Here is a 20,854-nt window from a genome sequence, read left to right as displayed (position 1 = left end):
GATGGCGGGACTGTGCGAGGGCCGGGTCGTGATCGTGACGGGCGCGGGCCGGGGGCTGGGGCGCGCGCATGCGCTGGCGTTCGCGGCGGAGGGGGCGAGGGTCGTCGTGAACGACCTGGGGGTCGGGCTGGACGGTCGGCCGGGCCCCGACAGCCCGGCGGCGCAGGTGGTGGCCGAGATCGGGGCGCTCGGAGGGGAGGCGGTGGCCCACGGCGGGGACATCGCCACGTCGCAGGGTGCCGCCTCGCTGGTCGCGGCGGCCGTGGACACCTTCGGGCGGCTCGACACACTGGTCAACAACGCGGGCTTCCTGCGGGACCGGATGCTGGTCAACCTGGACGAGGACGACTGGGACGCGGTCATGCGGGTGCACCTGAAGGGGCACTTCCTGCCGCTGCGGTCGGCGGCCGCGTGGTGGCGGGCGGAGGCGAAGGCGGGCCGGCCCGTGGCGGCCCGGGTGGTCAACACCTCCTCCGGGGCCGGGCTGCTGGGCTCGGTCGGCCAGGGCAACTACAGCGCGGCCAAGGCGGGCATCCTCGGCCTGACGATGGTCGCCGCGGAGGAGATGGGCCGCTACGGGGTGCAGGTCAACGCGATCGCCCCGGCGGCGCGGACCAGGATGACGGAGCAGACCTTCGCCGAGACGATGGCCGCCCCGGAGGCGGGCGGCTTCGACGCGATGGCCCCGGAGAACGTGTCCCCGCTGGTGGTGTGGCTGGGAGCGGACGCCTCGGCGGGCGTCACGGGCCGGGTCTTCGAGGCGGAGGGCGGCCGGATCACGGTGATGGAGGGCTGGCGGCCGGGTCCCACGGCGGACCGGGGCGCACGGTGGACCCCGGCGGAGGCGGGGGAGGCCGCGCTGAAACTCCTCGCGTCGGCGCAGGCTCCGCTCCCGGTCTACGGCGCGCGGTGACCGGGCCGGGCGGTGCGGGCCGGGCGGTGCGGGCGCGGGCCGTCCCGGATCCGGGCCCGCGTCCCGTCCCGCGTCCGGCCCGATCGACAGGGGACCCCCTAGGGTTTCTGGTCCGGGAGGACCGGAGAGCGAAGGGACAGGACCAGCGATGACCATCACGCCGAGCCCGCAGAAGATCACCACGTTCCTGATGTTCGAGGGGCGTGCGGAGGAGGCGATGACCTTCTACCTCTCGCTGTTCGAGGACGCCGAGGTGCTGGGCATCAGCCACTACGGCGCCGACGAGGCCGCGGCGGGAGCCGGGGAGGAGGGGACCGTACGGCACGCGGCCTTCTCCCTGGCCGGGCAGACGTTCATGTGCATCGACAGCCCGGCCAAGCACGCATTCGGCTTCACGCCCGCGGTGTCGCTCTACGTCCAGTGCGAGAGCGAAGCCGAGATCGAACGCCTCTACGGAGCCCTCTCCGAGCAGGGCAGCGAGCTGATGCCGCTCGGCTCGTACGGCTTCAGCACCCGTTTCGGCTGGGTCAACGACCGCTTCGGCGTCTCCTGGCAGCTGAACCTGCCGGGCGAGGCCGCTCCGGGGCAGTGACCGCGCCCGGGCGCTGACGGCCGCCGCAAACCCCCGGGGCCCGGGCGCCGAGCCCCGGGGGGCCGTCCCCGGCAACGAGGTCCTGGACGAGACGGACCTCGCCGAGGGGTACATCCTGGCCTGCCAGGCACGACGGCTCGGCGACGACCCGCTGCGGATCACCCTACGAGGGCTGAAACGGCGTGGCACGGAAGCGGGCCCGGCCCCCTGGCGAGGGGTCGGGCCCGAGTCTTCATCGGTGCGATGTCCTATGACTACCCGCTACATCCACTCGCTGAACCGCAGCCGGCCCATCAAGTTGTCCATTTCCTGTTCCGAGACCGCCGGTTGCGGGTCCTGGGGCAGCGCTGACGCAGCCCGCCCGGAGCGCGGAATGCCGGAGCGGTCAACGCCGTCGCTGCCGGACTCGGCCGGGGCGGCGGGGCGGCGGACTCGCACGATCCGCCGCCCCGTTGACACCGTGCTCGGGTCAGGACAGCTTGCCGTTGTAGTCCGGCAGCTTGACGGTGCGCTCCGCGTGACCGCCGACGAGGTCGGTCGGGCTGTTGCCGATGTTCGCGATGATCGTGTAGCCGCGTGCCTCGATCTCCGCCCGCTTGCCCGTCTTGTAGGCGCTGACCTCCTCGAACAGGTCGGGCAGGTCACGGACGTAGAGCCCCGAGATCGGGTAACCCACGGCCCTGAGGTTGTGCTCGGTCAGGGAGTGGATGATCCCGGGGCGGGCGGTCACGAAGAAGATCGCGACACCGCGCGCGTGCGCGTACTGGGTCAGCGCGCGGACCTTGGAGATCGCGGGGGTCGGGAACGTCCAGAACCAGTGGAAGTCCGTCTCCAGCGAGGTGTTGTCGATGTCGAGGACGAGGGCGGGCTTCTCGCCGGCCGGTGAGGCGGCGATGCGCGCCTCGATGGCGGGCCGGGCCGCGTCGACGACGGCGGCGACGTCCCGCTGCCAGGTGGCGTAGTCGATGCCGAGGATCGCCGCGTTGCCGCCGGGCGCGGAGGCGGCCGGGGACGCGGAGGCGGGCGCCGGAACGGGCGCGGCCTGGGCGATGGTGGCCGGAACCAGCGTCAGGACGGCGGCGGCCGCGGCCACTGCGGCGGCGGTACGGGGCATGCGGGTGCGGGGGGTGCGGGTACTGCGCATGGGGGGCGCTCCCTCGGTCACGAGTTGGCATGTACGTGACCAGAGTTGGCGAGAACCGACCCCCTGTCTACTGGCCGGTAGGAAACTTTTCGTGGCCGCGTGATGAATGGATCTACGTGAGGCAGTCGAGGACGGTGCGGCACAGACCGCACCGGGCCCGCAGCCGCCCGCGCACCGGAACCCTCAGCCGCTGGGCGCACACCGGGCACGGGAAGCTCACCAGCAACCCGGCGCCGGAGCCGCCCCGTTCGAAGCGGTACGCGGATCCGCCACCCGTGTCACCCGTGTCGCCCGCCTCGCCCGCACCGGCCCCCGCGCGCCGCGCCTTCGCGTACCGCCGCCGCGCCAGCGGCCCGGCCGCCGCCAGCGGGGCCCGGCGGTGCTCGCGCCCGGCCAGCGCGCGCCCGCGCACGTACGCCTCGTACGCCTGAGGGCTGGTGAACCAGGGGGAGGGGTCCTCGCCGAACAGTGCGGCACGCTTGGCCAGGACGTAGCCGAACTCCTCCGGGGTGAGGTAGCCGAACCTCTGGTGGGTCAGCGCGTCCTCACGGTAGGCGTCCAGGAGCAGCCAGCCCGCCCCGAGGTACGCGGCGGCCGTGTCGGTGAGGATCTCGTTCTCCTCGGTGCCGGGGAACCGCAGGTCCAGACGGTGCAGCAGGACGTGCGCGACCTCGTGCGACAGGGCCGCCGCCAGGTCCCGGCGGTGGGTGCGGAAGCGGTCGTTGACCTCGACGAAGTACTCGGGACCTGCGGCCAGTTCCACGGTCGCCGCCTGCTCCATCGGCCGGAAGGAGACCACCATGCGCGCGTCGGGCAGCTGCAGCGCGCGCACCGTCGCGGCGGCCACCCGCTGCGCGCCCAGGTGGAGGTCGTCGTCGGCGTCGAAGGCGGCGTCGGCGGGGGTCAGGCTCGTGTCGTAGGCGCGGATCCCGTCGGCCGACAGCCGGCGGTGGAGCGCGGTGATCGAGGCGCGCACGGTCGCCAGATGCGGAAATCCGTGCGCGATGGGGCCGCGCGGCCCCCCGTTCTCCGTCATCGGGCCCTCCTTACAGCAATCCCTGCCGCAGGGGCGGGAGTTGGCCGAAATTGCATTCTTGATGTCCACCACACGCCTGTTGTGTCATGGACCCGTCATTCACCCGATGGCACGCACAGCCCAACCCCCCACGAAAGGCAGTGTGTTGACTGTGACCACCCTTGTGCAGTTCATGAAGCGCACCCTCGCCGTCGGAGCGGTCGCCCTCGCCGCCGTCAGCCTCCAGCCCGGCACCGCCACCGCCGGCACGGCACCGGTCGTAGGCGGCACCCGCGCCGCCCAGGGCGAGTTCCCCTTCATGGTGCGCCTCTCCATGGGCTGCGGCGGCGCCCTCTACACCCAGCAGATCGTCCTCACCGCCGCCCACTGCGTGAACGGCTCCGGCAACAACACCTCCATCACCGCCACCGCCGGAGTCGTCGACCTCAACAGCTCCAGCGCCATCAAGGTCAAGTCCACCAAGGTCCTCCAGGCCCCCGGCTACAACGGCACCGGCAAGGACTGGGCCCTCATCAAGCTCGCCAAGCCCATCAACCTGCCCACCCTCAAGATCGCCGAGACCAAGGCCTACGACAGCGGAACCTTCACCGTCGCCGGCTGGGGAGCCACTCGCGAGGGCGGCGGCCAGCAGCGGTACCTGATGAAGGCCACCGTCCCCTTCGTCTCCGACGCCACCTGCAAGGCCGCGTACGGCAGCTCCCTCGTCCCGAGCGAGGAGATCTGCGCCGGCCTGCCCCAGGGCGGCGTCGACACCTGTCAGGGCGACTCCGGCGGCCCCATGTTCCGCCGCGACAACAACAACGCCTGGATCCAGGTCGGCATAGTCAGCTGGGGCGAGGGCTGCGCCCGGCCCAACTACCCCGGCGTGTACACCGAGGTCTCGACCTTCGCCGCCGCGATCAAGAGCGCCGCGGCAGGCATGTAGCCCCTCCTGACCGTCCTTCCGGCCGGGCCCGGTCCGGCCGGAAGGACGGGGCGCCCCGCCGTGCGGTTGCGGGCCGCCCCGCCCACCCGTCCCATGGGAGTGAACCGGTGACGGCAGCGTTCGACAGTGGGGCAGGTGGCGCATGGCGATCAGAGTGGTCATCGCGGACGACCAGGAGATGGTCAGAACCGGCTTCCGGATGATCCTCGAAAGCCAGCCGGACATTGAAGTGGTCGCCGACGTCGTCGACGGCGAAGCGGCCCTCGCGGCCGTCGCCGAACACCGGCCGGACGTCCTCCTCCTCGACATCCGCATGCCGAAACTCGACGGCCTCGAAGTCACCCGCCGGCTGTCCGGCGAAGAGGGCGGCCCGCACATCGTCATCGTCACCACCTTCGACCTCGACGAGTACGTCCACGCGGCGCTCCACGGCGGAGCATCCGGCTTCCTCCTGAAGGACGCCAGCCCGGCCATGCTGGTTGAAGCGGTACGGGCGGCGGCCGTCGGCGACTCCCTCGTCTCACCCGCCATCACGGTGCGGCTGCTGCGCGAAATGGCCCCGCGCACCCCGGCCACCCGGGCCGGACGCCCCGCGGAACCCCTGACCGAGCGGGAACGCGACGTCGTACGCTGCCTCGCGCGCGGGCTGACGAACGCGGAGATCGCAGCAGAGCTCTTCGTCTCCCTCTCCACGGTCAAGACCCACCTGGCCAACGTCCAGGCCAAGCTCGACGCCCGCAACCGCGTCGAGATCGCCGCCTGGGCCTGGGAAAGCGGCCTGGCCGCCACCTCGGCGTGACCCCGGTCCAGCCCCGCGGCCACATCCAGCTCCGCGGCCTTTCCGGTCCCGGGCACATCCAGCCCCGTGGCCTTTCGGAGCCCGGCCACATCCAGCCCCGCCGGCGTTTGAGGCGCGGGCTCCGGGGCGGAGTCCCGGGAGGCCACGGCGCAGCCGGCCCGCGCCCGCGCAGCCGTTCCCGCACCCGCCCCCGTACCGCCGCCGCAGGCCAACGCCCACGCCGGGCCCCGAAGCGGCCCAGGGCCACCCGATGAGCCCCCTGTCCGGCTGGGCACGCAGCCACCCGCACGCCGCCACCTGGCTGCGCCTCTCCCTCTCCCTCGTCCTCCTCGCCCTCGTCTCCTTCGAGGGCGTCGTCCTGGCCCGCCAGCCCAGCCTCCCGCACGCCGCCGTCTGGGTGTCCGGCATCCTCGTCTGCCTCAGCGCCGCGCCCTGGCCAGCCGTCCCCCTGCTCACCCGCGCCCGGTTCGCCGCCGCCGTCACCTGGACCGTCACCCTCCTCCTGATGCTCAGCCACCACCCCCGCGTCGTCTGGGGCGGCGGGGAGGCCCTCGCCCTCCTCGTCCTGCTCTCCCAGGTCCTGCTCCGCGCCCCCGCCCGCACCGCCGCCGTCCTCGGCCCCGTCCTCGCCCTCGGCTGCATGGCCGTACCGGCCCGGGACGCCGCGCCGGGCCGGTTCACCCTGCTCTTCTCCGTGCTCGCCGTCGTCGTCGCCGCGTACTCGCTCGTGCTGCGGCTGCAGGCCACCCAGCGCGTGCGCGACCTGCGCGCCGTCCGCACCGCCGAACGCCTGGAGCTCGCCCGCGAACTCCACGACCTCGTCGCCCACCACGTCACCGGCATCGTCGTCGAGGCGCGCGCCGCCCGCTTCACCAACGTCTCCGCCGAACGCGCGGCCGAGATCCTCGGCCGGATCGAGAACGCCGGGGACGAGGCCCTCGGCTCGATGCGCCGCCTCGTCAAGATCCTCCGCGAGGACGAGGACACCACGGCCGCCACCCACCCGGTCGCCGGCCTCGCCGACATCCGCGAGCTCACCGAACGCTTCACGGTGACCGGGCCGCCCGTCACCCTCGGCATCGAGAAAGGGCTGGAGGGCCGGCTCCCCGCCCATGTCGCGGCCACCGCCCACCGCATCGTCCTCGAAGCCCTCACCAACATCGGCAAGCACGCCGCGACGGCCACCGCCGTCCGGGTCACCCTGCGCACCGTCCCGGCCGGCCTGGAGGTCCGCATCGCCGACGACGGCGGCCGTCCGGCCGGACTCTCCGAGAACGCCCGGGGCGGCGGCTACGGCCTGGCGGGCATGGCCGAGCGCGCCGAGGCCCTCGGCGGCTTCCTCACCGCAGGCCCCACCCCCGAGGGCGGCTGGCTCGTCACCGCGACCCTGCCCCTCTAGGTCCTGCCGATCACGCCGGGCACCGGACAACGCGGGCTCGGCCGACAGGATCCGCAGGACACGGCCCAGGTCGTCTAGCCGGACGTACTGCCGGGCTGCCCCAGCGCGATGGCCCGCAGCGCGGCCAGATGCCGCTCGTAGACGGCCCGGCCCTCGGCGGTCAGCGAGATCCAGGTGCGCGGACGGCGTCCGACCCGGCCCTTGCGGACGGCCACCCAGCCCGCCTCCTCCAGCGCCGCGACCTGCTTGGACAGCACCGAGTCCGAAACCTCCACCAGGTCCCGTACGAAACCGAACTCGGCCTTGTCCAGCGGCGCCAGCGCCGCCACCACCGACAGCCGTACCGGCGCGTTCAGCAGCGGCGCCAGATCGTGCCGCGGATGACCGCCGCGCTTCGCCTGCGCCCCGCTGTCCGCCCCGGCGGCCGGAGCCCCCTCGTCCGTCCCGTCCGTCCCGTCCGTCATGCCGCGCCCCGCGTCTCGGTCCAGGCCCCGACGGCCAGCGGCAGCGCACACGCCAGCGCGCCCGCCACCGCGAACGGCACGCCGTGCCCGAAGGCAGCGACCCCGACCGTGATCGTCAGGGCGAACACCACCGCCCATGACGCCATCACCACCCCGTGCTTCACACCGAACCCCCGCCGCACCACGCGCTGCCGCGCCGCGTACACGCTCAGCCCGGTCACCAGCAGCGCGTTGGTCACCGCGAACACCACCCCGGACACCGGCCCGTGCCACAGCACGGCCACCGGTACGAGCACCAGCTGCCCGGCCGCGTACGCCCACAGGTAGCGCGCGTACCAGCCGCTGCGCCGCCGCGCCGCCTTCTCCGCACCGGCCGCCCGCCCCAGCGCCCCGACCGCTTTCGCCGTCTCCTCCACAGGTCCCCCCAAGCTCGCACACGGATGATCGTTCCAGTCGATTTCCACTATGGCGAGCACTTTCCACTTTGGCAAGTAAAGGTCGCCGTCTCACAGGCCGACTGCCCGACGAACCAGCGGCCGCCGCCACGTATTCTCGGGAACCATGAACATCAGCGACCTCGACAACGGCACCGGCACGGGCGCGGGTGCGGCCGACGACGCGGCCAAGGGCGACGAGGGCATCGACCAGAGCGTCACCGCCGAACTCGCCCGACTGCGCGACAGCATCGACAACATCGACGCGGCCGTCGTCCACATGCTCGCCGAACGCTTCAAGTGCACCCAGCAGGTCGGCCACCTCAAGGCCAGGCACCAGCTGCCCCCCGCCGACCCGGGCCGCGAGGCCAGCCAGATCGCCCGGCTGCGCCAGCTCGCCGAGAACGCCAAACTCGACCCCGCCTTCGCCGAGAAGCTCCTCAACTTCATCATCGCCGAGGTCATCCGCCACCACGAGACGATCGCTGCGGGCGAAGAGTAGAACACCGGGGTCCGGCCGCCCACTGGGGCAGCATGGGCCCCATGTCCGCACTGACGCGCAACGAAGCGCAGCTCCGAGCCCAGCTCCTCGACGTCCAGCACTACGCCGTGACCCTCGACCTCACCGGCGACGACGACGAAACCTTCGGCTCCACCACCGTCATCCGGTTCACCGCCCGGACCGCCGCAGACACCTTCGTCGAGCTGAAGCCCGTCGAGCTGCGCTCCGCCACCCTCGACGGCAACCCCCTCGACCCGGCGACCCTCGAGGACAACCGCCTCCCGCTCACCGGCCTCACCGAAGGCCACCACGAGCTGCACCTCGACACCCTCATGCGCTACTCCCGCACCGGCGAGGGCCTGCACCGCTTCACCGACCCCGCGGACGGACACACGTACGTCTACAGCCAGATGTTCCTGGACGACGTCCAGCGGGTCTTCCCGGCCTTCGACCAGCCCGACCTCAAGGCCGTCTTCGAATTCACCGTCACCGCCCCCGCACACTGGACCGTCCTCGCCAACGGCATCACCACCCGCACCGGCGACGCCCCCGACGGCAGCGGCGCCGGAGTCTGGCAGTCCGCCCCCACCCCCCTCATCTCCACCTACCTCGCCGCCGTCGCCGCCGGCCCCTGGCACAGCGTCCGCACCCAGCACGCCGGACTGCCCTTCGGCATCCACTGCCGCCAGTCCCTCGCACCCCACATGGACGTCGACGCCCAGGAAATCCTCTCCATCACCAAGGACTGCTTCGACCGGTACCAGGAGAAGTTCACCGAGCCCTACCCCTTCGACTCCTACGACCAGGCCTTCGTACCCGAGTTCAACGCCGGCGCCATGGAGAACCCCGGACTCGTCACCTTCCGCGACGAGTTCATCTTCCGCTCCGCCGTCACCGACACCGAACGCCAGTCCCGGGCCATGGTCATCGCCCACGAGATGGCCCACATGTGGTTCGGCGACCTCGTCACCCTCGCCTGGTTCGACGACATCTGGCTCAACGAATCCTTCGCCGAATACATGGGCTACCAGACCCTCACCGAAGCCACCCGCTTCACCGACACCTGGACCGACTTCGGCGTCACCCGCAAGCCCTGGGGCTACGACGCCGACCAGCGCCCCTCCACCCACCCCGTCGCCCCCGCCCCCGAAGACGTCCCCGACACCGCCTCGGCCCTCCTCAACTTCGACGGCATCTCCTACGCCAAGGGCGCCTCCGCCCTGCGCCAGCTCGTCGCCTGGCTCGGCGAGAAGGACTTCCTGGCCGGCATCAACACCCACTTCACCCGCCACAAGTTCGCCAACGCCTCCCTCGACGACTTCATCGACTCCCTCGCCGCCCACACCGAACGCGACGTCCGCGCCTGGGCCGGCATCTGGCTGCGCACCACCGGAATCGACACCCTCACCCCCCGCATCGAGGAATCCGAGGGCGGCCCCGACAGCGCCCCCGGCTGGACCCTCACCGTCGACCGCAGCGGCAGCCGCCCCCACCACATCGCCGTCGGCGTCTACGACCGCGACCCCGTCGACGGCCGCTTCCTGGAACTGCGCGAACTCCTCGACCTCGACGTCCCTTCCGACGAGATCATCTCCGTCACCGGGGCCCGCCCCGCCCTCCTCGTCCTCAACGACGTCGACCTCACCTACGCCAAGGTCCGGCTCGACGAGCACTCCCTCGAAACGGCCCTGCGCGGCCTGGCCGGCATCCCCGACGCCCTCACCCGCGCCGTCGTCTGGAACGCCCTGCGCGACATGGTCCGCGACGGCGAACTCGACCCGCACGACTACCTGACGACCGCCGCGGCGCACCTGCCCGAGGAGGACGACCTCGCCATCGTCCAGGGCGTCCTCACCTTCGCCCGCACCCAGATCGCCGTACGCTTCGTCGCCCCCGACGAGCGCACCGCAGCCCTCGCCACCCTCACCACCATCGCCCGCGACCTCCTGCGGCGCACCGAGGACGGCTCCGAACCCGGCATGCGGCTGACCGCCGTACGCACCCTCGTCGACAGCGCCACCCAGCCCGACACCATCGCCGCCTGGCTCACCGACGACACCGTCCCCGGAGGCCCCGCCCTCGACCCCGAGCTGCGCTGGCGCATCCTCGGCCGCCTCGCCGTCCTCGGCGCCGTCGACGAGGCCGACATCGACGCCGCCCTCGAGGCCGACACCAGCGCCACCGGCCAGGAAGGCGCCGCCCGCTGCCGCGCCGCCCTCCCCACCCCCGAGGCCAAGGCCGCCGCCTGGGACCGCCTCTTCCATGACGACAGCCTGTCCAACTACCTCTTCAGCGCCACCGCCCAGGGCTTCTGGCAGCCCGAACAGAGCGACCTCACCACCGAGTACGTGACTCGCTACTACCCCGACGCGGTCGCCCTCGGCGCCCGCCGCGGCCCCGCCATCGGCGAAGCCGCGGGCCGCTACGCCTTCCCGGTCCACGCCATCGACGAGGCCAACCTCCAGGCCGGCCGCACCTGCCTCAGCGACCCGGACATCCTCCCCCTCCTGCGCCGCAAACTGGTCGACCAGCTGGACGACCTCGCCCGCGCACTGAAGGTCCGAGGCCAGTAGTGCTCTGAGCCGAAGCCGAAGCCGAAAGCCGAAAGCCGGAGCCGACGACGGGAAACCGCGACCGGGGGCCGGGGCCGGGGAACCGCGACCGAGGGCCGGGGACGGGGACGGGGCGGGGTGTTGTCCGGGACGTAAAACGTGATTTGTTGGCGCGGTAGCAGCCCGTACGAGGCAAAACCGCCGCCAGGGCGCCATAAATCATGCAGTCCCGGACGACACCCCGGACCCCCCACCCGGCCCCGGACCCCCCACCCGGCCCCCCTCCCGGCCCCCCTCCCGGCCCCCCTCCCGGCCCGGCCCCCGCCCCGCCCCGGCAGGGCCCCGCCCCCGCCAAGCCCCCCCACACGCCACCACCGATTCGGACAAACCCCGGCGGTTACCCCATTCGGGTCTGATCGTTGTACTGGCTGCCAGGTGCCTCCCACCGCACCCGGCCAGCCCCCGGAGGACCCGATGACCGCGCCGCCCGGCAAACGCGCAACACCCCCGCTCGCCGGAGGCGCGAACGGCCCCACCGCCCTGCGCCCCCTCCTCGACACCGTTCTCGACGCCCTCACCACCGGCGCCGAAGCCCGCCGCGGCCCCCTCCCCGCCGGCGGCCCCGACGCCGTCACCGCCCGCGTCCACGCCGCCCTCGGCGACGCCGGCGTACTCCCCGCCCACGGCACAGGCGACCACGAAGCCCTCCGCACCCTCGTCCACACGCTCGCCGCCGGCGCCGCCGACCCCGCCGACCCCCTCTGCGCAGCCCACCTGCACTGCCCCCCGCTCGCCGTCGCGGCAGCCGCCGACCTCGCCGCCAGCGTGCTGAACCCTTCCCTCGACTCCTGGGACCAGGCCCCCGCCGCCTCCGCCGTGGAGGCCCTCCTCACCCGCACCCTCGCCGCCGAGTTCTACGACACCCCCCACCCCGACGCGCTCGTCACCACCGGCGGCACCGAAGCCAACCAACTCGCCCTGCTCCTCGCCCGCGAACGCCACGGCCCCGCCCTGACCGTCCTCCACGGAGCCAACGCCCACCACTCCGTCCCGCGCGCCGCCTGGCTCCTCGGCCTCCCCCCGGCCACCGAACTCCCCACCCCCACCGGCGTCCTCGACCCCGCCCGCCTCGCCGAAGCCCTCGCCACCACCCCCGGCCCCACCCTGGTCACCGCCACCGCCGGCACCACCGACGCAGGCCTCATCGACCCGATCCACCGCATCGCCGACCTCTGCGACCGCTACGGCGCCGACCTCCACATCGACGCCGCATACGGCGGCCTCCTCGCCCTCAGTCCCCGCCACCGCGACAAACTCGCCGGACTCGGCCGCGCCCACTCCCTCACCGTCGACCTGCACAAACTCGGCTGGCAGCCCGTCGCCGCCGGCCTCCTCGTCGTCCCCGACACCGGCCTCCTCGCCCCCCTCGCCCACCAGGCCGACTACCTCAACGCCACCGACGACACCGAAGCGGGCCTCCCCGACCTCCTCGGCCGCTCCCTGCGCACCACCCGCCGCCCCGACGCCCTCAAGATCGCCACCACCCTCCGCGCCCTCGGCCGCGACGGCCTCGCCGCACTCATCGACCGCACCGTCGACACCGCACACCACCTCGCCCGGCTCCTCGACGCCCACCCCGGCTTCGAACTCCACGCACCCCCCACCCTCACCACCGTCCTCTTCCGGCCCACCCACGCCGACGACGACCAACTCGCCACCCTGCGCCGCACCCTCCTGCACCAAGGCCGCGCCGTCCTCGGCCGCACCCACGCCGACGGCCGCCTGTGGCTCAAGGCCACCCTGCTCAACCCGCACACCACAGCGGGGGACCTGGACACCCTCATCGCCCTCCTGGAAGGCAGCACCCACCGATGACCGCCCAGCTCGAAGCCCCCCACGACCTCGTCGGAATCGGGATCGGCCCCTTCAACCTGTCCCTCGCAGCCCTCGCCCACGGCCTCCCGCAACAAGGAGCCGGCGAACTCGCCACCGCCTTCTACGACCAGCGCCGCGACTTCCGCTGGCACCCCGGCCTCCTCATCGAAGGAGCCACCCTCCAGGTCCCCTTCCTCGCCGACCTCGTCACCCTCGCCGACCCGGCCAGCCCCTGGAGCTTCCTCAGCTACCTCAAGCACAAGGAACGGCTCTTCCCCTTCTACTTCGCCGAGCAGTTCCACATCCACCGCGCCGAATACGACGCCTACTGCCGATGGGTCGCCGGCCGCCTCCCCGGACTCCATTTCGGGCACCAGGTCGACGCCGTCCGCTGGAACCCCGAACGCGACCTCTTCGAAGTCGACTTCACCCAACTCGACGCCACCGGCGAAGTCGAAGCCCTCGGCCGCACCTACACCCACAACCTCGCCCTGGGCATCGGCACCGCCCCCTACGTCCCCGAACCCCTGCGCCCCCTCGCCGACGCCCCCACCGTCCCCGTCATCCACTCCGCCGACTACCTCGACAATCGCCGGCGCATCCTCGGCGCCGAACACGTCACCGTCATCGGATCGGGCCAGTCAGGCGCCGAAGTCTTCCTCGACCTCCTCCGCGCCCGCCCCACCGGCCGCGAACGCCTCACCTGGCTCGCCCGCACCCCCTCCTTCGCCCCCATGGAGTACTCCAAGCTCGGCCTCGAGCACTTCACCCCCGACTACACCCGCTACTTCCACTCCCTCCCCGAACCCGTACGCGACCGGCTCGTCCCCGGACAATGGCAACTCCACAAGGGCATCGACGCCGGCACCATCGCCGCCATCCACGCAGAGCTCTACCGCCGCACCCTCGACGGAGGCTGGCCCGACGCCGTCCTCACCCCCGGAGTCACCGTCCGCACCGCCGGCCGCGTCGCCACCACCAAAGTCGAACTCCACCTCGAACACCTCGAGCAGGGCACCCGCTCCCGGCTCACCACCGACGCCGTCGTCCTCGCCACCGGCTACCGGGAACGCCCTCTCGGCAGCCTCCTCGCAGGCCTCGACCCGTACCTGCGCAAGGACTCCTCCGGACGCCCCCGCATCGACGACCGCTACCGGATGATCCTCGACCCCACCGTCACCGGCAGCGTCTTCGTCCAGAACGGCGAACGCCACACCCACGGCGTCGGAGCCCCCGACCTCGGCCTCGCCGCCTGGCGCAGCGCCGCCATCCTCAACACCCTCACCGGCAAAGAGCCCTACCCCCAGCCGGAACGCACCGCCTTCACCACCTTCGGCCTCGAACAGCGCGAGCACACCCGCCCCCGGCCCGTCGGCGAACTCCGCCCCCTCGTCGACCACCCCTGAAAGGCCCCGCCGCCCGGTGACCGAGACCCCGCCCCCGCACACCTCGGTGCCGCCACCAGGCCGCCACGAGGGGCGGGAACATTACCGGTACAACTATCCGGACAGATCGAACGTCCCTTCTGTCGAAGAAACGTTTCCAGGGGGTTTTGTCTGTGAAGTTTTCCCGGATCGCCGCAGCGGTCACCACCGCTGCCCTTGCTCCGGCCGTCCTCATCGCGTCACCGGCGTTCGCCGCCGGCCCCGACGCCCCGGCACCCGGCAACCAGCCGGCACCGACCACGCCGGACCAGACCGTGCCCGACCAGGCCGAAGAGGACCGCAAGACCATCCTCGCGATCATCGCCCACCCGATGGCCAGCGAGTTCATGAAGGAAGCCGGCCGCAAGGCCATCGCCGACGGCCCACAGGCCATGCGCAAGTTCATCGAAGTCGACCAGCACAAGATCCGCATGGACGACTACCGCATCGCGATCCTGCGCCTCCTCCCGGGCGCCGGACCCGGCCTGAAGGGAGGCATCAACAAGATCCTCAGCAACGGGGACACCATCGAAAAGCTGCGCCACTTCTACGACGTCACCCAGCACGAACTGCGCGACGACGACAACAAGGTCGAGATCTCCCGGCTGATCGGCACCGGCGGCACCGCAGTCAAGGAAGCCGGCAAGAAGGCCCTGCAGGGCACCCCCGCCGACCGCGCGGAGTTCCTGAAGACCGGCCGGTACCTCGCCCAGGCCTCCGACGACCTGGTCGAACTGGCCCGCATCGACGAGGGCTGGGACGGCCCGATCCTCAGCGACGCCATCAGCAAGCTGATGAACGGAACGCCCACCCCCGCCGAGCTGCGCCACTTCCTGGAAGTGACCCAGTACGAGCTGCGCGACCAGGACAACCGCGTCACCATCGCCAGGATCATCGACGGTGGCGGTCCGGAACTCGTCAAGGCCGGCCGCGCCGCGCTCGCCGGCACCCCCGCCGACCGGACCGAGTTCCTCAAGACGGGCCAGCACGAGGCCCGCGCCAAGGACCAGGCGGCCAAGGACAAGGAGAAGCCCGCCCCCGGCCGGGACGGCCACGACGGCCAGGACGGCGACAAGGGCAAGGGCAACGGCTCCGGCACCGGCGGCACGACCACCGACGCCGGCTCCGGCAACACCACCGTCACCCCCCAGGGCCAGGGCGGTGCCCCCCTCGCCACCACCGGCACGGGCGACCACACCACCCTGATCGCAGGCGGCGCGGGCTCCACGCTCATCGCCGGCGCCGGAATGCTCCTTGCGGCCCGCATGCGCCGCGCCGGCGCCGGACGCTGACCGAACCCGCACCCTCAAGGGTGGCCGGCCGCAGCACACCACGGCCGGCCACCCCGTCCCGCCCAGACGGCCTAAGGCCCTGTCGTCGAAGTCCCGCCTGGCCCACGGCGCCCGGCACCGCACCTCGCCGCGTTGTCGGGGCGCCCAAGTACGTCCAGTACTCGGGCGCCCCTCCGCCTTGCGATGCACGGCGCCGGACACCACGGGCCCCACCGGCGCTCCTTCGACGACAGGACCTAGAACACCGAAACCCCGGCCCGCGTCAGCCGCCAGTCCACCGACGCGAACTGCGCCGGGTCGATCGTCCCCTTCGCCTTCACCCACTGGATGATCGTGTTGCGGATCTCGTCCGAGTTCGCCCACAGCTGCTTCGCCTGCGGCACGTGCGGGAAGTTCCCGCCACCGGACGCCCGGTAGTTGTTCACCGCGAACACGAACTGCGCCGCCGGATCCACCGGCTTCCCCTGGAACGACAGCCCCGTGATCCGCGAACCCACCGGCTGCGCGATGTCGATGTCGTACGCCAGCCCGTACACCGCGTCGTAGTTGTAGTCCGGCACACCCTCGGAGTTCGTCAGCTTCGCCGGATCCACCGCATCACCCGGCGCCGTCCGCACGAAGTACCGCGCCGAATACTCCAGATAGTCCTTCAACTGCGCGCCCGTCAGCAGCCGCGCCTCCATCGTGTTCTCGAACGGATACAGACCCGCCGCGTCCCGGATCGTCACCTGACCCGCCGGAATCGCCGCCGTCCGCGAGAAGCACGACGCCTGCGACAGCACCGGCAGCGCCGCCCACTCCGAACCGGCCAGCGCCCCCTTCACCGTCTCCGCCTGCACGTGGTTGATCAGATCGATGATCGCGACATCCTTGACCGGCCCCTCCGCCGACGACATCGCCTGCGTCGACGTCCCGATCACCTGGTTCACGTACGCCACCACCTTGCGGTGCTCGTCCGACAGCAGCCGCGTGATCTTCTTGTCCTCCGCGACCGCGTTCGAGTTCAGCACCTTCGCCGCGACCTTCGCCACCGACCAGCGGCCCTTCGCCCACGTCAGCTCGAAGTCGAACAGCGTCAGCCGCTGCCCCCACTTCAGCGGCTCCGACAGCACCACGTCCTTGCCGGTCGCCCTGTTCTTCACCCGGTACTCCGGGATCTCCGTGTGCGCGTGCCCCACCAGGATCGCGTCGATCCCCGGCACCTGCTCCGCCACCAGCGCCGCCGCGTTCTCGACGTACGGCAACTGGTCCCCGTACGAGGACGTACCGCTCGAACCGGAATGCGCCGACACGATCACCACATCGGCGCCCATCGACCGCAGCTTCGGCACGTACTTCGCCGCCTGCTCCTCCAGCCCCGGGAACGTCATCTTCCCCTGCACGTTCGCCTTGTCCCAGAGCGCGATACCCGGGTTCGTCAGCCCCAGCACCGCCACCTTCACGTCCCGCCCGCAGGGCGTGCGCAGCTTGTGCATGCTGTACGGCGCGAACGCCGGCCGCAGCGTCTTCGCATCCAGCGCGTTCGCCCCCAGCAGCGGGAAATCGCACTGCTCCTCGAACTTCCGCAGCACCGGTATCCCGTAGTTGAACTCGTGGTTCCCCAGCGCCGCCGCGTCATAACCGATCGCGTTCATCGCCTGCGCCATCGGGTGCACCGGACCGCGCCGCGCGGTGATCGGATCCACCTTCGCGTAGTAGTACGACAATTGCGTGCCCTGGATCGTGTCACCCGCGTCGATCAGCAGCGTGTTGCGGCGCCCCTTCTCCGCCCGCACCTGATCCACCAGCGTGGAGATCTTCGCCAGACCGACGTCGTTGTGCGCCTTGTCGTCGAACTCCGCATCCGTGAAGTAGTCCCAGTTGAAGACATTCCCGTGCAGATCGGTCGTACCCATCACCGTGAACGAGTACGTCCGGGGCCCGGACCCCTGCGCATCCTGCGGGGCCGCGGCGGCCGGGGTGCTCGTGGCCCCCGCCAACGCCACAGCCGCACCCGTCGCAGCCGTGGTTCCCAGAAAAGTCCTACGGTCGAACGCCATGCCATCTCCCCTTTTGAGGCGTGAACAACGCGCGTAGATTCTGGCCCACCAGCAACAAGACGCAACACCCCCGACAGGTTTCGATCCGATGACCACGCCCGTACGAGCGACAGTGCGACAGTGGAAACCATGACCCAGGACGCAGCGCACACCCCGCACGCATCCCACCAGCCCTACGGAACCCCCGAAGTACCCCGCGTAGCGGTCCGCGGCGAAGCCCGCATCGAAGTCGACCCCGAAATCGCCCGCATCGGCATCACCGTCAGCGCCCGCGGCACCGACCGCCGCACCGCACTCGAAGACCTCACCCGCCGCAACAACACCGTCCTCGACCTCATCAAGAGCTACGGCGACCCCGTCGAAAAACTCGAAACCGGCGCCTTCTCCATCACCCCCGAACTCACCCGCCACGGCCGCGCCGAACGCATCCGCGCCTACCACGGCCGCGTCCACATCACCGCCGAACTGAACGACTTCACCACCCTCGGCGAACTCACCACCCGCCTCGCCGACCTCGAACTCACCCAGGTCGACGGCCCCTGGTGGGCCCTGCGCCCCACCTCGCCCGCCCACGGACAGGCACGCCGGCAGGCCGTACTCGAAGCCGTCCAGCGCGCCCGCGAATACGCCGAAGCACTCGGCGCCGGCCTCGCCGCTCTCGTCGAACTCGCCGACCTCGGCGCCGAGAACGCCGCCCCCTTCGCCGCCTCCCCCGGCGCAGGCATGCGCACCATGGCCTTCAGTGCCGCCGAGGACGCAGGCCCCCCGCCCCTCGACCTCGAACCCCAGCGCCAGACGGTCTACGCACAGGTGAACGCCCGCTTCACCATGACCCCTCCGCAACTCTGAAGAACCACAAAAAGCGGCCCCGGGGGTGCTCATCAGAGCACCCCCATGCACATTCAACAGTTGTCAACAAGCTTTTGCTCAAAGGTTGTTGAGTGGACACCCGGAAGCGATTACCTACCCACAGGTAGGGGAATACGCTCGCCTCATGCGCCGAGCGAAAATCGTATGTACCCTGGGCCCCGCAACCGACTCATACGACCAGATCAAAGCCCTGGTCGAAGCCGGAATGGACATCGCCCGCCTCAACCTCAGCCACGGCACCTACGCCGAACACGAGGAGCGCTACCAGCGCGTACGCAAGGCCTCCGACGAGACCGGCCGCAGCGTCGGCGTCCTCGCCGACCTTCAAGGCCCGAAGATCCGCCTCGGCCGCTTCCACGAAGGACCCGTACTCCTTGAACGCGGTGACGAATTCACCATCACCGTCGAAGACCACGAAGGCGACCGCCACACCTGCGGCACCACCTACAAGGGACTCGCCGCCGACGTCACCACCGGCGAACGCATCCTCGTCGACGACGGCCGCGTCACCCTCGAAGTCACCGCAGTCGACGGCCCCCGCGTCCACACCCGCGTCATCGAAGGCGGCATGGTCTCCGACCACAAAGGCCTCAACCTCCCCGGAGTAGCCGTCTCCGTCCCCGCACTCTCCGAAAAAGACATCGAAGACCTCCGCTGGGCCCTGCGCACCGGCGCCGACGTCATCGCCCTCTCCTTCGTCCGCAGCGGCAACGACATCCAGGACGTCCACCGCATCATGGACGAAGAAGGCCGACGCCTCCCCGTCATCGCCAAGATCGAAAAGCCGCAAGCCGTCGAAAACATCGACGACATCGTCGCCGCCTTCGACGGCATCATGGTCGCCCGCGGCGACCTCGGCGTCGAAATGCCCCTGGAACAAGTCCCCATCGTCCAAAAGCGCGCCGTCAAACTCGCCAAGCGCAACGCCAAACCCGTCATCGTCGCCACCCAGATGCTCGACTCGATGATCGACAACTCCCGCCCCACCCGCGCCGAAGCCAGCGACGTCGCCAACGCCATCATCGACGGCACCGACGCCGTCATGCTCTCCGGCGAAACCAGCGTCGGCAAATACCCCGTCGAAACCGTCCGCACCATGTCCCGCATCGTCGAAGCCGCCGAAGAAGACATCCTCGCCAAGGGCCTCCCACCCCTCACCGACCGCAACAAGCCCCGCACCCAAGGCGGAGCCGTCGCTCGAGCCGCCGCCGAAATGGGCGACTTCCTCGACGCCAAATTCCTCGTAGCCTTCACCCAGAGCGGCGACACCGTCCGCCGACTCTCCCGCTACCGCTCACCCATCCCCCTCCTGGCCTTCACCCCCGACCAGGCCACCCGCTCCCAACTCAACCTCACCTGGGGCGTAGAAACCTTCCTCGGCCCCCACGTCGACTCCACCGACGCCATGGTCGCCCAAGTCGAAGAAGAACTCCTGCGCATCGGCCGCTGCGTACCCGGCGACACCGTCGTCATCACCGCCGGCTCACCCCCCGGCGTCACCGGCTCCACCAACCTCGTCCGCATCCACCACATCGGCGACCCGGTCCGCTAGGGAGCGTCCGGCCGATCCCGCCGGGCCCGGCCCCATCGCCAGGACACCCCTGAACGCACACGTCCCGCCCCCAGGCCCCACCGGCCTGGGGCAGACGCACCCACCCCCGCCAAAACCCCCACACCCCGGACCGGCCGGCGCGACCACCATCAGCCGACGTGCGCCGCGATGACCCGCGCACACACCATCGACTCCGCACGCGTCGTATCCACCTCCACGTCGTAGCGCACCCCCTCATGCACCACACCCGCCTGCGCCACGGCCATCCCCACCGTCCGGTCCCCCCGCGCCACCTCACGCCCCGCAGCCACCGCACCCTCGCACCGGACGCCCACCCACAGCACACCCAGCCCGCCCAGAGCCCGCCGCCACCGCTCCTGCGACGCCGCCCCACCCAGAAACACGTCATCGATGATGACCCTCGCCCCCGCACGGGCCATCGCCACCACCCCCTCCATCCACGCCGCCTCCAGCACCCGGAACTCCACCCCGACGCTCACCCCGCCATCCGCGCCGAACACGATCCCCTCGTCCGACGCCAGCATCCCCGCAGGCAACGCATCCACGAACCCGTCACACCCGAACGCCAGCCACGGATCCGGCAGCACAGACTGCAGACACCGCACGATCCCCGACTTACCCGAGCTGGAACCGCCATTGAGAATGATCATCCGAATCGTCACCACGCCACGGTAGGACCCCACCCCCGCACCCCGGAACGACTTTCGCCACCCCCGACTACCAGCCGAACCGCCGATCCACCACCACGGCGAACTCCTCGAAACTCAACACCGCATCCCCGTTCGCATCCGCCTCATCGAACAGCGCCGACGACGCATCCGCATCCCCCACACCCCAGAACGGCAGATCCCCCCGCGCCGCCAACGTCGGCGCCTTCGACCGCAGAGCCGAAATCACCTCCGCCCGCGTCAGCTCACCGTCATCGTTCAGATCGAGCGCGACGAACAACTTCCGGGCCTTCTCACTCATCACGAAATCCCCTGCCGAAGAGTCACTTGACCTCAACCTAACCTGAGGTCCT

Annotated in this window: 19 protein-coding genes; 12 read left to right on the top strand and 7 right to left on the bottom strand. The window is 71.3% G+C overall.

From position 1 onward, the window contains the following. Nucleotide 1 precedes the first annotated feature (1 nt). Together OG444_RS10965 and OG444_RS10960 are read left to right on the top strand one after the other, a co-directional pair. On the top strand, nt 2–913 hold the full coding sequence (locus tag OG444_RS10965; RefSeq protein ID WP_327261980.1) for an SDR family oxidoreductase: 912 nt from the start codon (nt 2–4) through the stop codon (nt 911–913). Between the two features lie 148 nt (nt 914–1,061). Beyond that, on the top strand, nt 1,062–1,505 hold the full coding sequence (locus tag OG444_RS10960) for a VOC family protein (protein WP_327261979.1): 444 nt from the start codon (nt 1,062–1,064) through the stop codon (nt 1,503–1,505). Between the two features lie 469 nt (nt 1,506–1,974). On the opposite strand, the gene OG444_RS10955 is transcribed toward OG444_RS10960, so the two are convergent. Beyond that, nucleotides 1,975–2,649, bottom strand: a complete 675-nt coding sequence (locus tag OG444_RS10955) for an HAD family acid phosphatase (protein ID WP_327261978.1) — start codon at nt 2,647–2,649, stop codon at nt 1,975–1,977. A 112-nt stretch (nt 2,650–2,761) separates the two neighbouring features. Then, a complete protein-coding gene (locus tag OG444_RS10950) occupies nt 2,762–3,685 on the bottom strand; it encodes a hypothetical protein (RefSeq protein WP_327261977.1) in 924 nt (307 codons plus the stop codon). Nucleotides 3,686–3,857: 172 nt separating this feature from the next. Between OG444_RS10950 and OG444_RS10945 the strand changes: the two genes are divergently transcribed. From OG444_RS10945 to OG444_RS10935, 3 genes are all read left to right on the top strand, one after another. After that, nucleotides 3,858–4,610, top strand: coding sequence for a serine protease (locus OG444_RS10945; protein WP_405792646.1), 753 nt, complete (start codon nt 3,858–3,860; stop codon nt 4,608–4,610). 142 nt (nt 4,611–4,752) lie between these two features. Next, nucleotides 4,753–5,409 (top strand): response regulator transcription factor, encoded by a 657-nt coding sequence (locus tag OG444_RS10940; RefSeq protein WP_327261975.1) that lies wholly within the window; start codon nt 4,753–4,755, stop codon nt 5,407–5,409. A 250-nt stretch (nt 5,410–5,659) separates the two neighbouring features. Then, complete coding sequence (locus OG444_RS10935) at nt 5,660–6,808, top strand: sensor histidine kinase (protein ID WP_327261974.1); 1,149 nt, start codon at nt 5,660–5,662, stop codon at nt 6,806–6,808. Nucleotides 6,809–6,882: 74 nt separating this feature from the next. On the opposite strand, the gene OG444_RS10930 is transcribed toward OG444_RS10935, so the two are convergent. Both OG444_RS10930 and OG444_RS10925 read right to left on the bottom strand, forming a co-directional pair. Then, nucleotides 6,883–7,272, bottom strand: coding sequence for a winged helix-turn-helix domain-containing protein (locus tag OG444_RS10930; protein ID WP_327261973.1), 390 nt, complete (start codon nt 7,270–7,272; stop codon nt 6,883–6,885). Further along, nucleotides 7,269–7,700, bottom strand: coding sequence for a hypothetical protein (locus OG444_RS10925; protein ID WP_327261972.1), 432 nt, complete (start codon nt 7,698–7,700; stop codon nt 7,269–7,271). Before OG444_RS10925 ends, OG444_RS10930 begins: the two co-directional genes overlap by 4 nt. A 133-nt stretch (nt 7,701–7,833) precedes the next feature. Between OG444_RS10925 and OG444_RS10920 the strand changes: the two genes are divergently transcribed. The 5 genes from OG444_RS10920 (at nt 7,834) to OG444_RS10900 (ending at nt 15,351) form a co-directional block, all read left to right on the top strand. Further along, nucleotides 7,834–8,208: a chorismate mutase gene (locus tag OG444_RS10920; RefSeq protein WP_327261971.1), complete on the top strand. Its 375-nt coding sequence runs from the start codon at nt 7,834–7,836 to the stop codon at nt 8,206–8,208. Nucleotides 8,209–8,240: 32 nt separating this feature from the next. After that, nucleotides 8,241–10,781, top strand: coding sequence for an aminopeptidase N (pepN, locus tag OG444_RS10915; protein WP_327261970.1), 2,541 nt, complete (start codon nt 8,241–8,243; stop codon nt 10,779–10,781). Between the two features lie 453 nt (nt 10,782–11,234). Next, nucleotides 11,235–12,635 carry a pyridoxal phosphate-dependent decarboxylase family protein gene (locus OG444_RS10910; RefSeq protein WP_327261969.1) on the top strand — a complete coding sequence of 467 codons (1,401 nt, stop codon included), beginning with the start codon at nt 11,235–11,237 and terminating at the stop codon, nt 12,633–12,635. Then, nucleotides 12,632–14,041 carry a lysine N(6)-hydroxylase/L-ornithine N(5)-oxygenase family protein gene (locus tag OG444_RS10905; protein WP_327261968.1) on the top strand — a complete coding sequence of 470 codons (1,410 nt, stop codon included), beginning with the start codon at nt 12,632–12,634 and terminating at the stop codon, nt 14,039–14,041. Before OG444_RS10910 ends, OG444_RS10905 begins: the two co-directional genes overlap by 4 nt. A gap of 152 nt (nt 14,042–14,193) precedes the next feature. Further along, nucleotides 14,194–15,351: an ALF repeat-containing protein gene (locus OG444_RS10900; RefSeq protein ID WP_327261967.1), complete on the top strand. Its 1,158-nt coding sequence runs from the start codon at nt 14,194–14,196 to the stop codon at nt 15,349–15,351. Between the two features lie 236 nt (nt 15,352–15,587). Here the strand turns inward: OG444_RS10900 and OG444_RS10895 are convergent, their stop codons facing one another. Then, on the bottom strand, nt 15,588–17,390 hold the full coding sequence (locus tag OG444_RS10895) for a bifunctional metallophosphatase/5'-nucleotidase (RefSeq protein WP_327266731.1): 1,803 nt from the start codon (nt 17,388–17,390) through the stop codon (nt 15,588–15,590). Between the two features lie 129 nt (nt 17,391–17,519). Here OG444_RS10895 and OG444_RS10890 point away from each other — a divergent pair, with 129 nt between their 5' ends. Both OG444_RS10890 and pyk read left to right on the top strand, forming a co-directional pair. Further along, the gene (locus OG444_RS10890) at nt 17,520–18,239 is read left to right on the top strand and encodes an SIMPL domain-containing protein (protein WP_327261966.1); all 720 of its coding nucleotides are present in this window, start codon (nt 17,520–17,522) and stop codon (nt 18,237–18,239) included. Nucleotides 18,240–18,384: 145 nt separating this feature from the next. Next, entirely contained in the window at nt 18,385–19,812 is a 1,428-nt protein-coding gene (pyk, locus tag OG444_RS10885) for a pyruvate kinase (RefSeq protein ID WP_327261965.1), read from the top strand. Between the two features lie 149 nt (nt 19,813–19,961). Here the strand turns inward: pyk and cpt are convergent, their stop codons facing one another. Together cpt and OG444_RS10875 are read right to left on the bottom strand one after the other, a co-directional pair. Further along, nucleotides 19,962–20,483, bottom strand: coding sequence for a chloramphenicol phosphotransferase CPT (gene cpt, locus OG444_RS10880; RefSeq protein WP_327266730.1), 522 nt, complete (start codon nt 20,481–20,483; stop codon nt 19,962–19,964). A gap of 67 nt (nt 20,484–20,550) precedes the next feature. Beyond that, the gene (locus OG444_RS10875) at nt 20,551–20,802 is read right to left on the bottom strand and encodes an EF-hand domain-containing protein (RefSeq protein WP_327261964.1); all 252 of its coding nucleotides are present in this window, start codon (nt 20,800–20,802) and stop codon (nt 20,551–20,553) included. Nucleotides 20,803–20,854: the final 52 nt, after the last annotated feature.

It is taken from the genome of Streptomyces sp. NBC_01232, from assembly GCF_035989885.1.
Lineage (GTDB): Bacteria > Actinomycetota > Actinomycetes > Streptomycetales > Streptomycetaceae > Streptomyces.
Note: the sequence above shows the minus strand (reverse complement) of the source record. Positions and strands in the feature narration are given on the sequence as shown.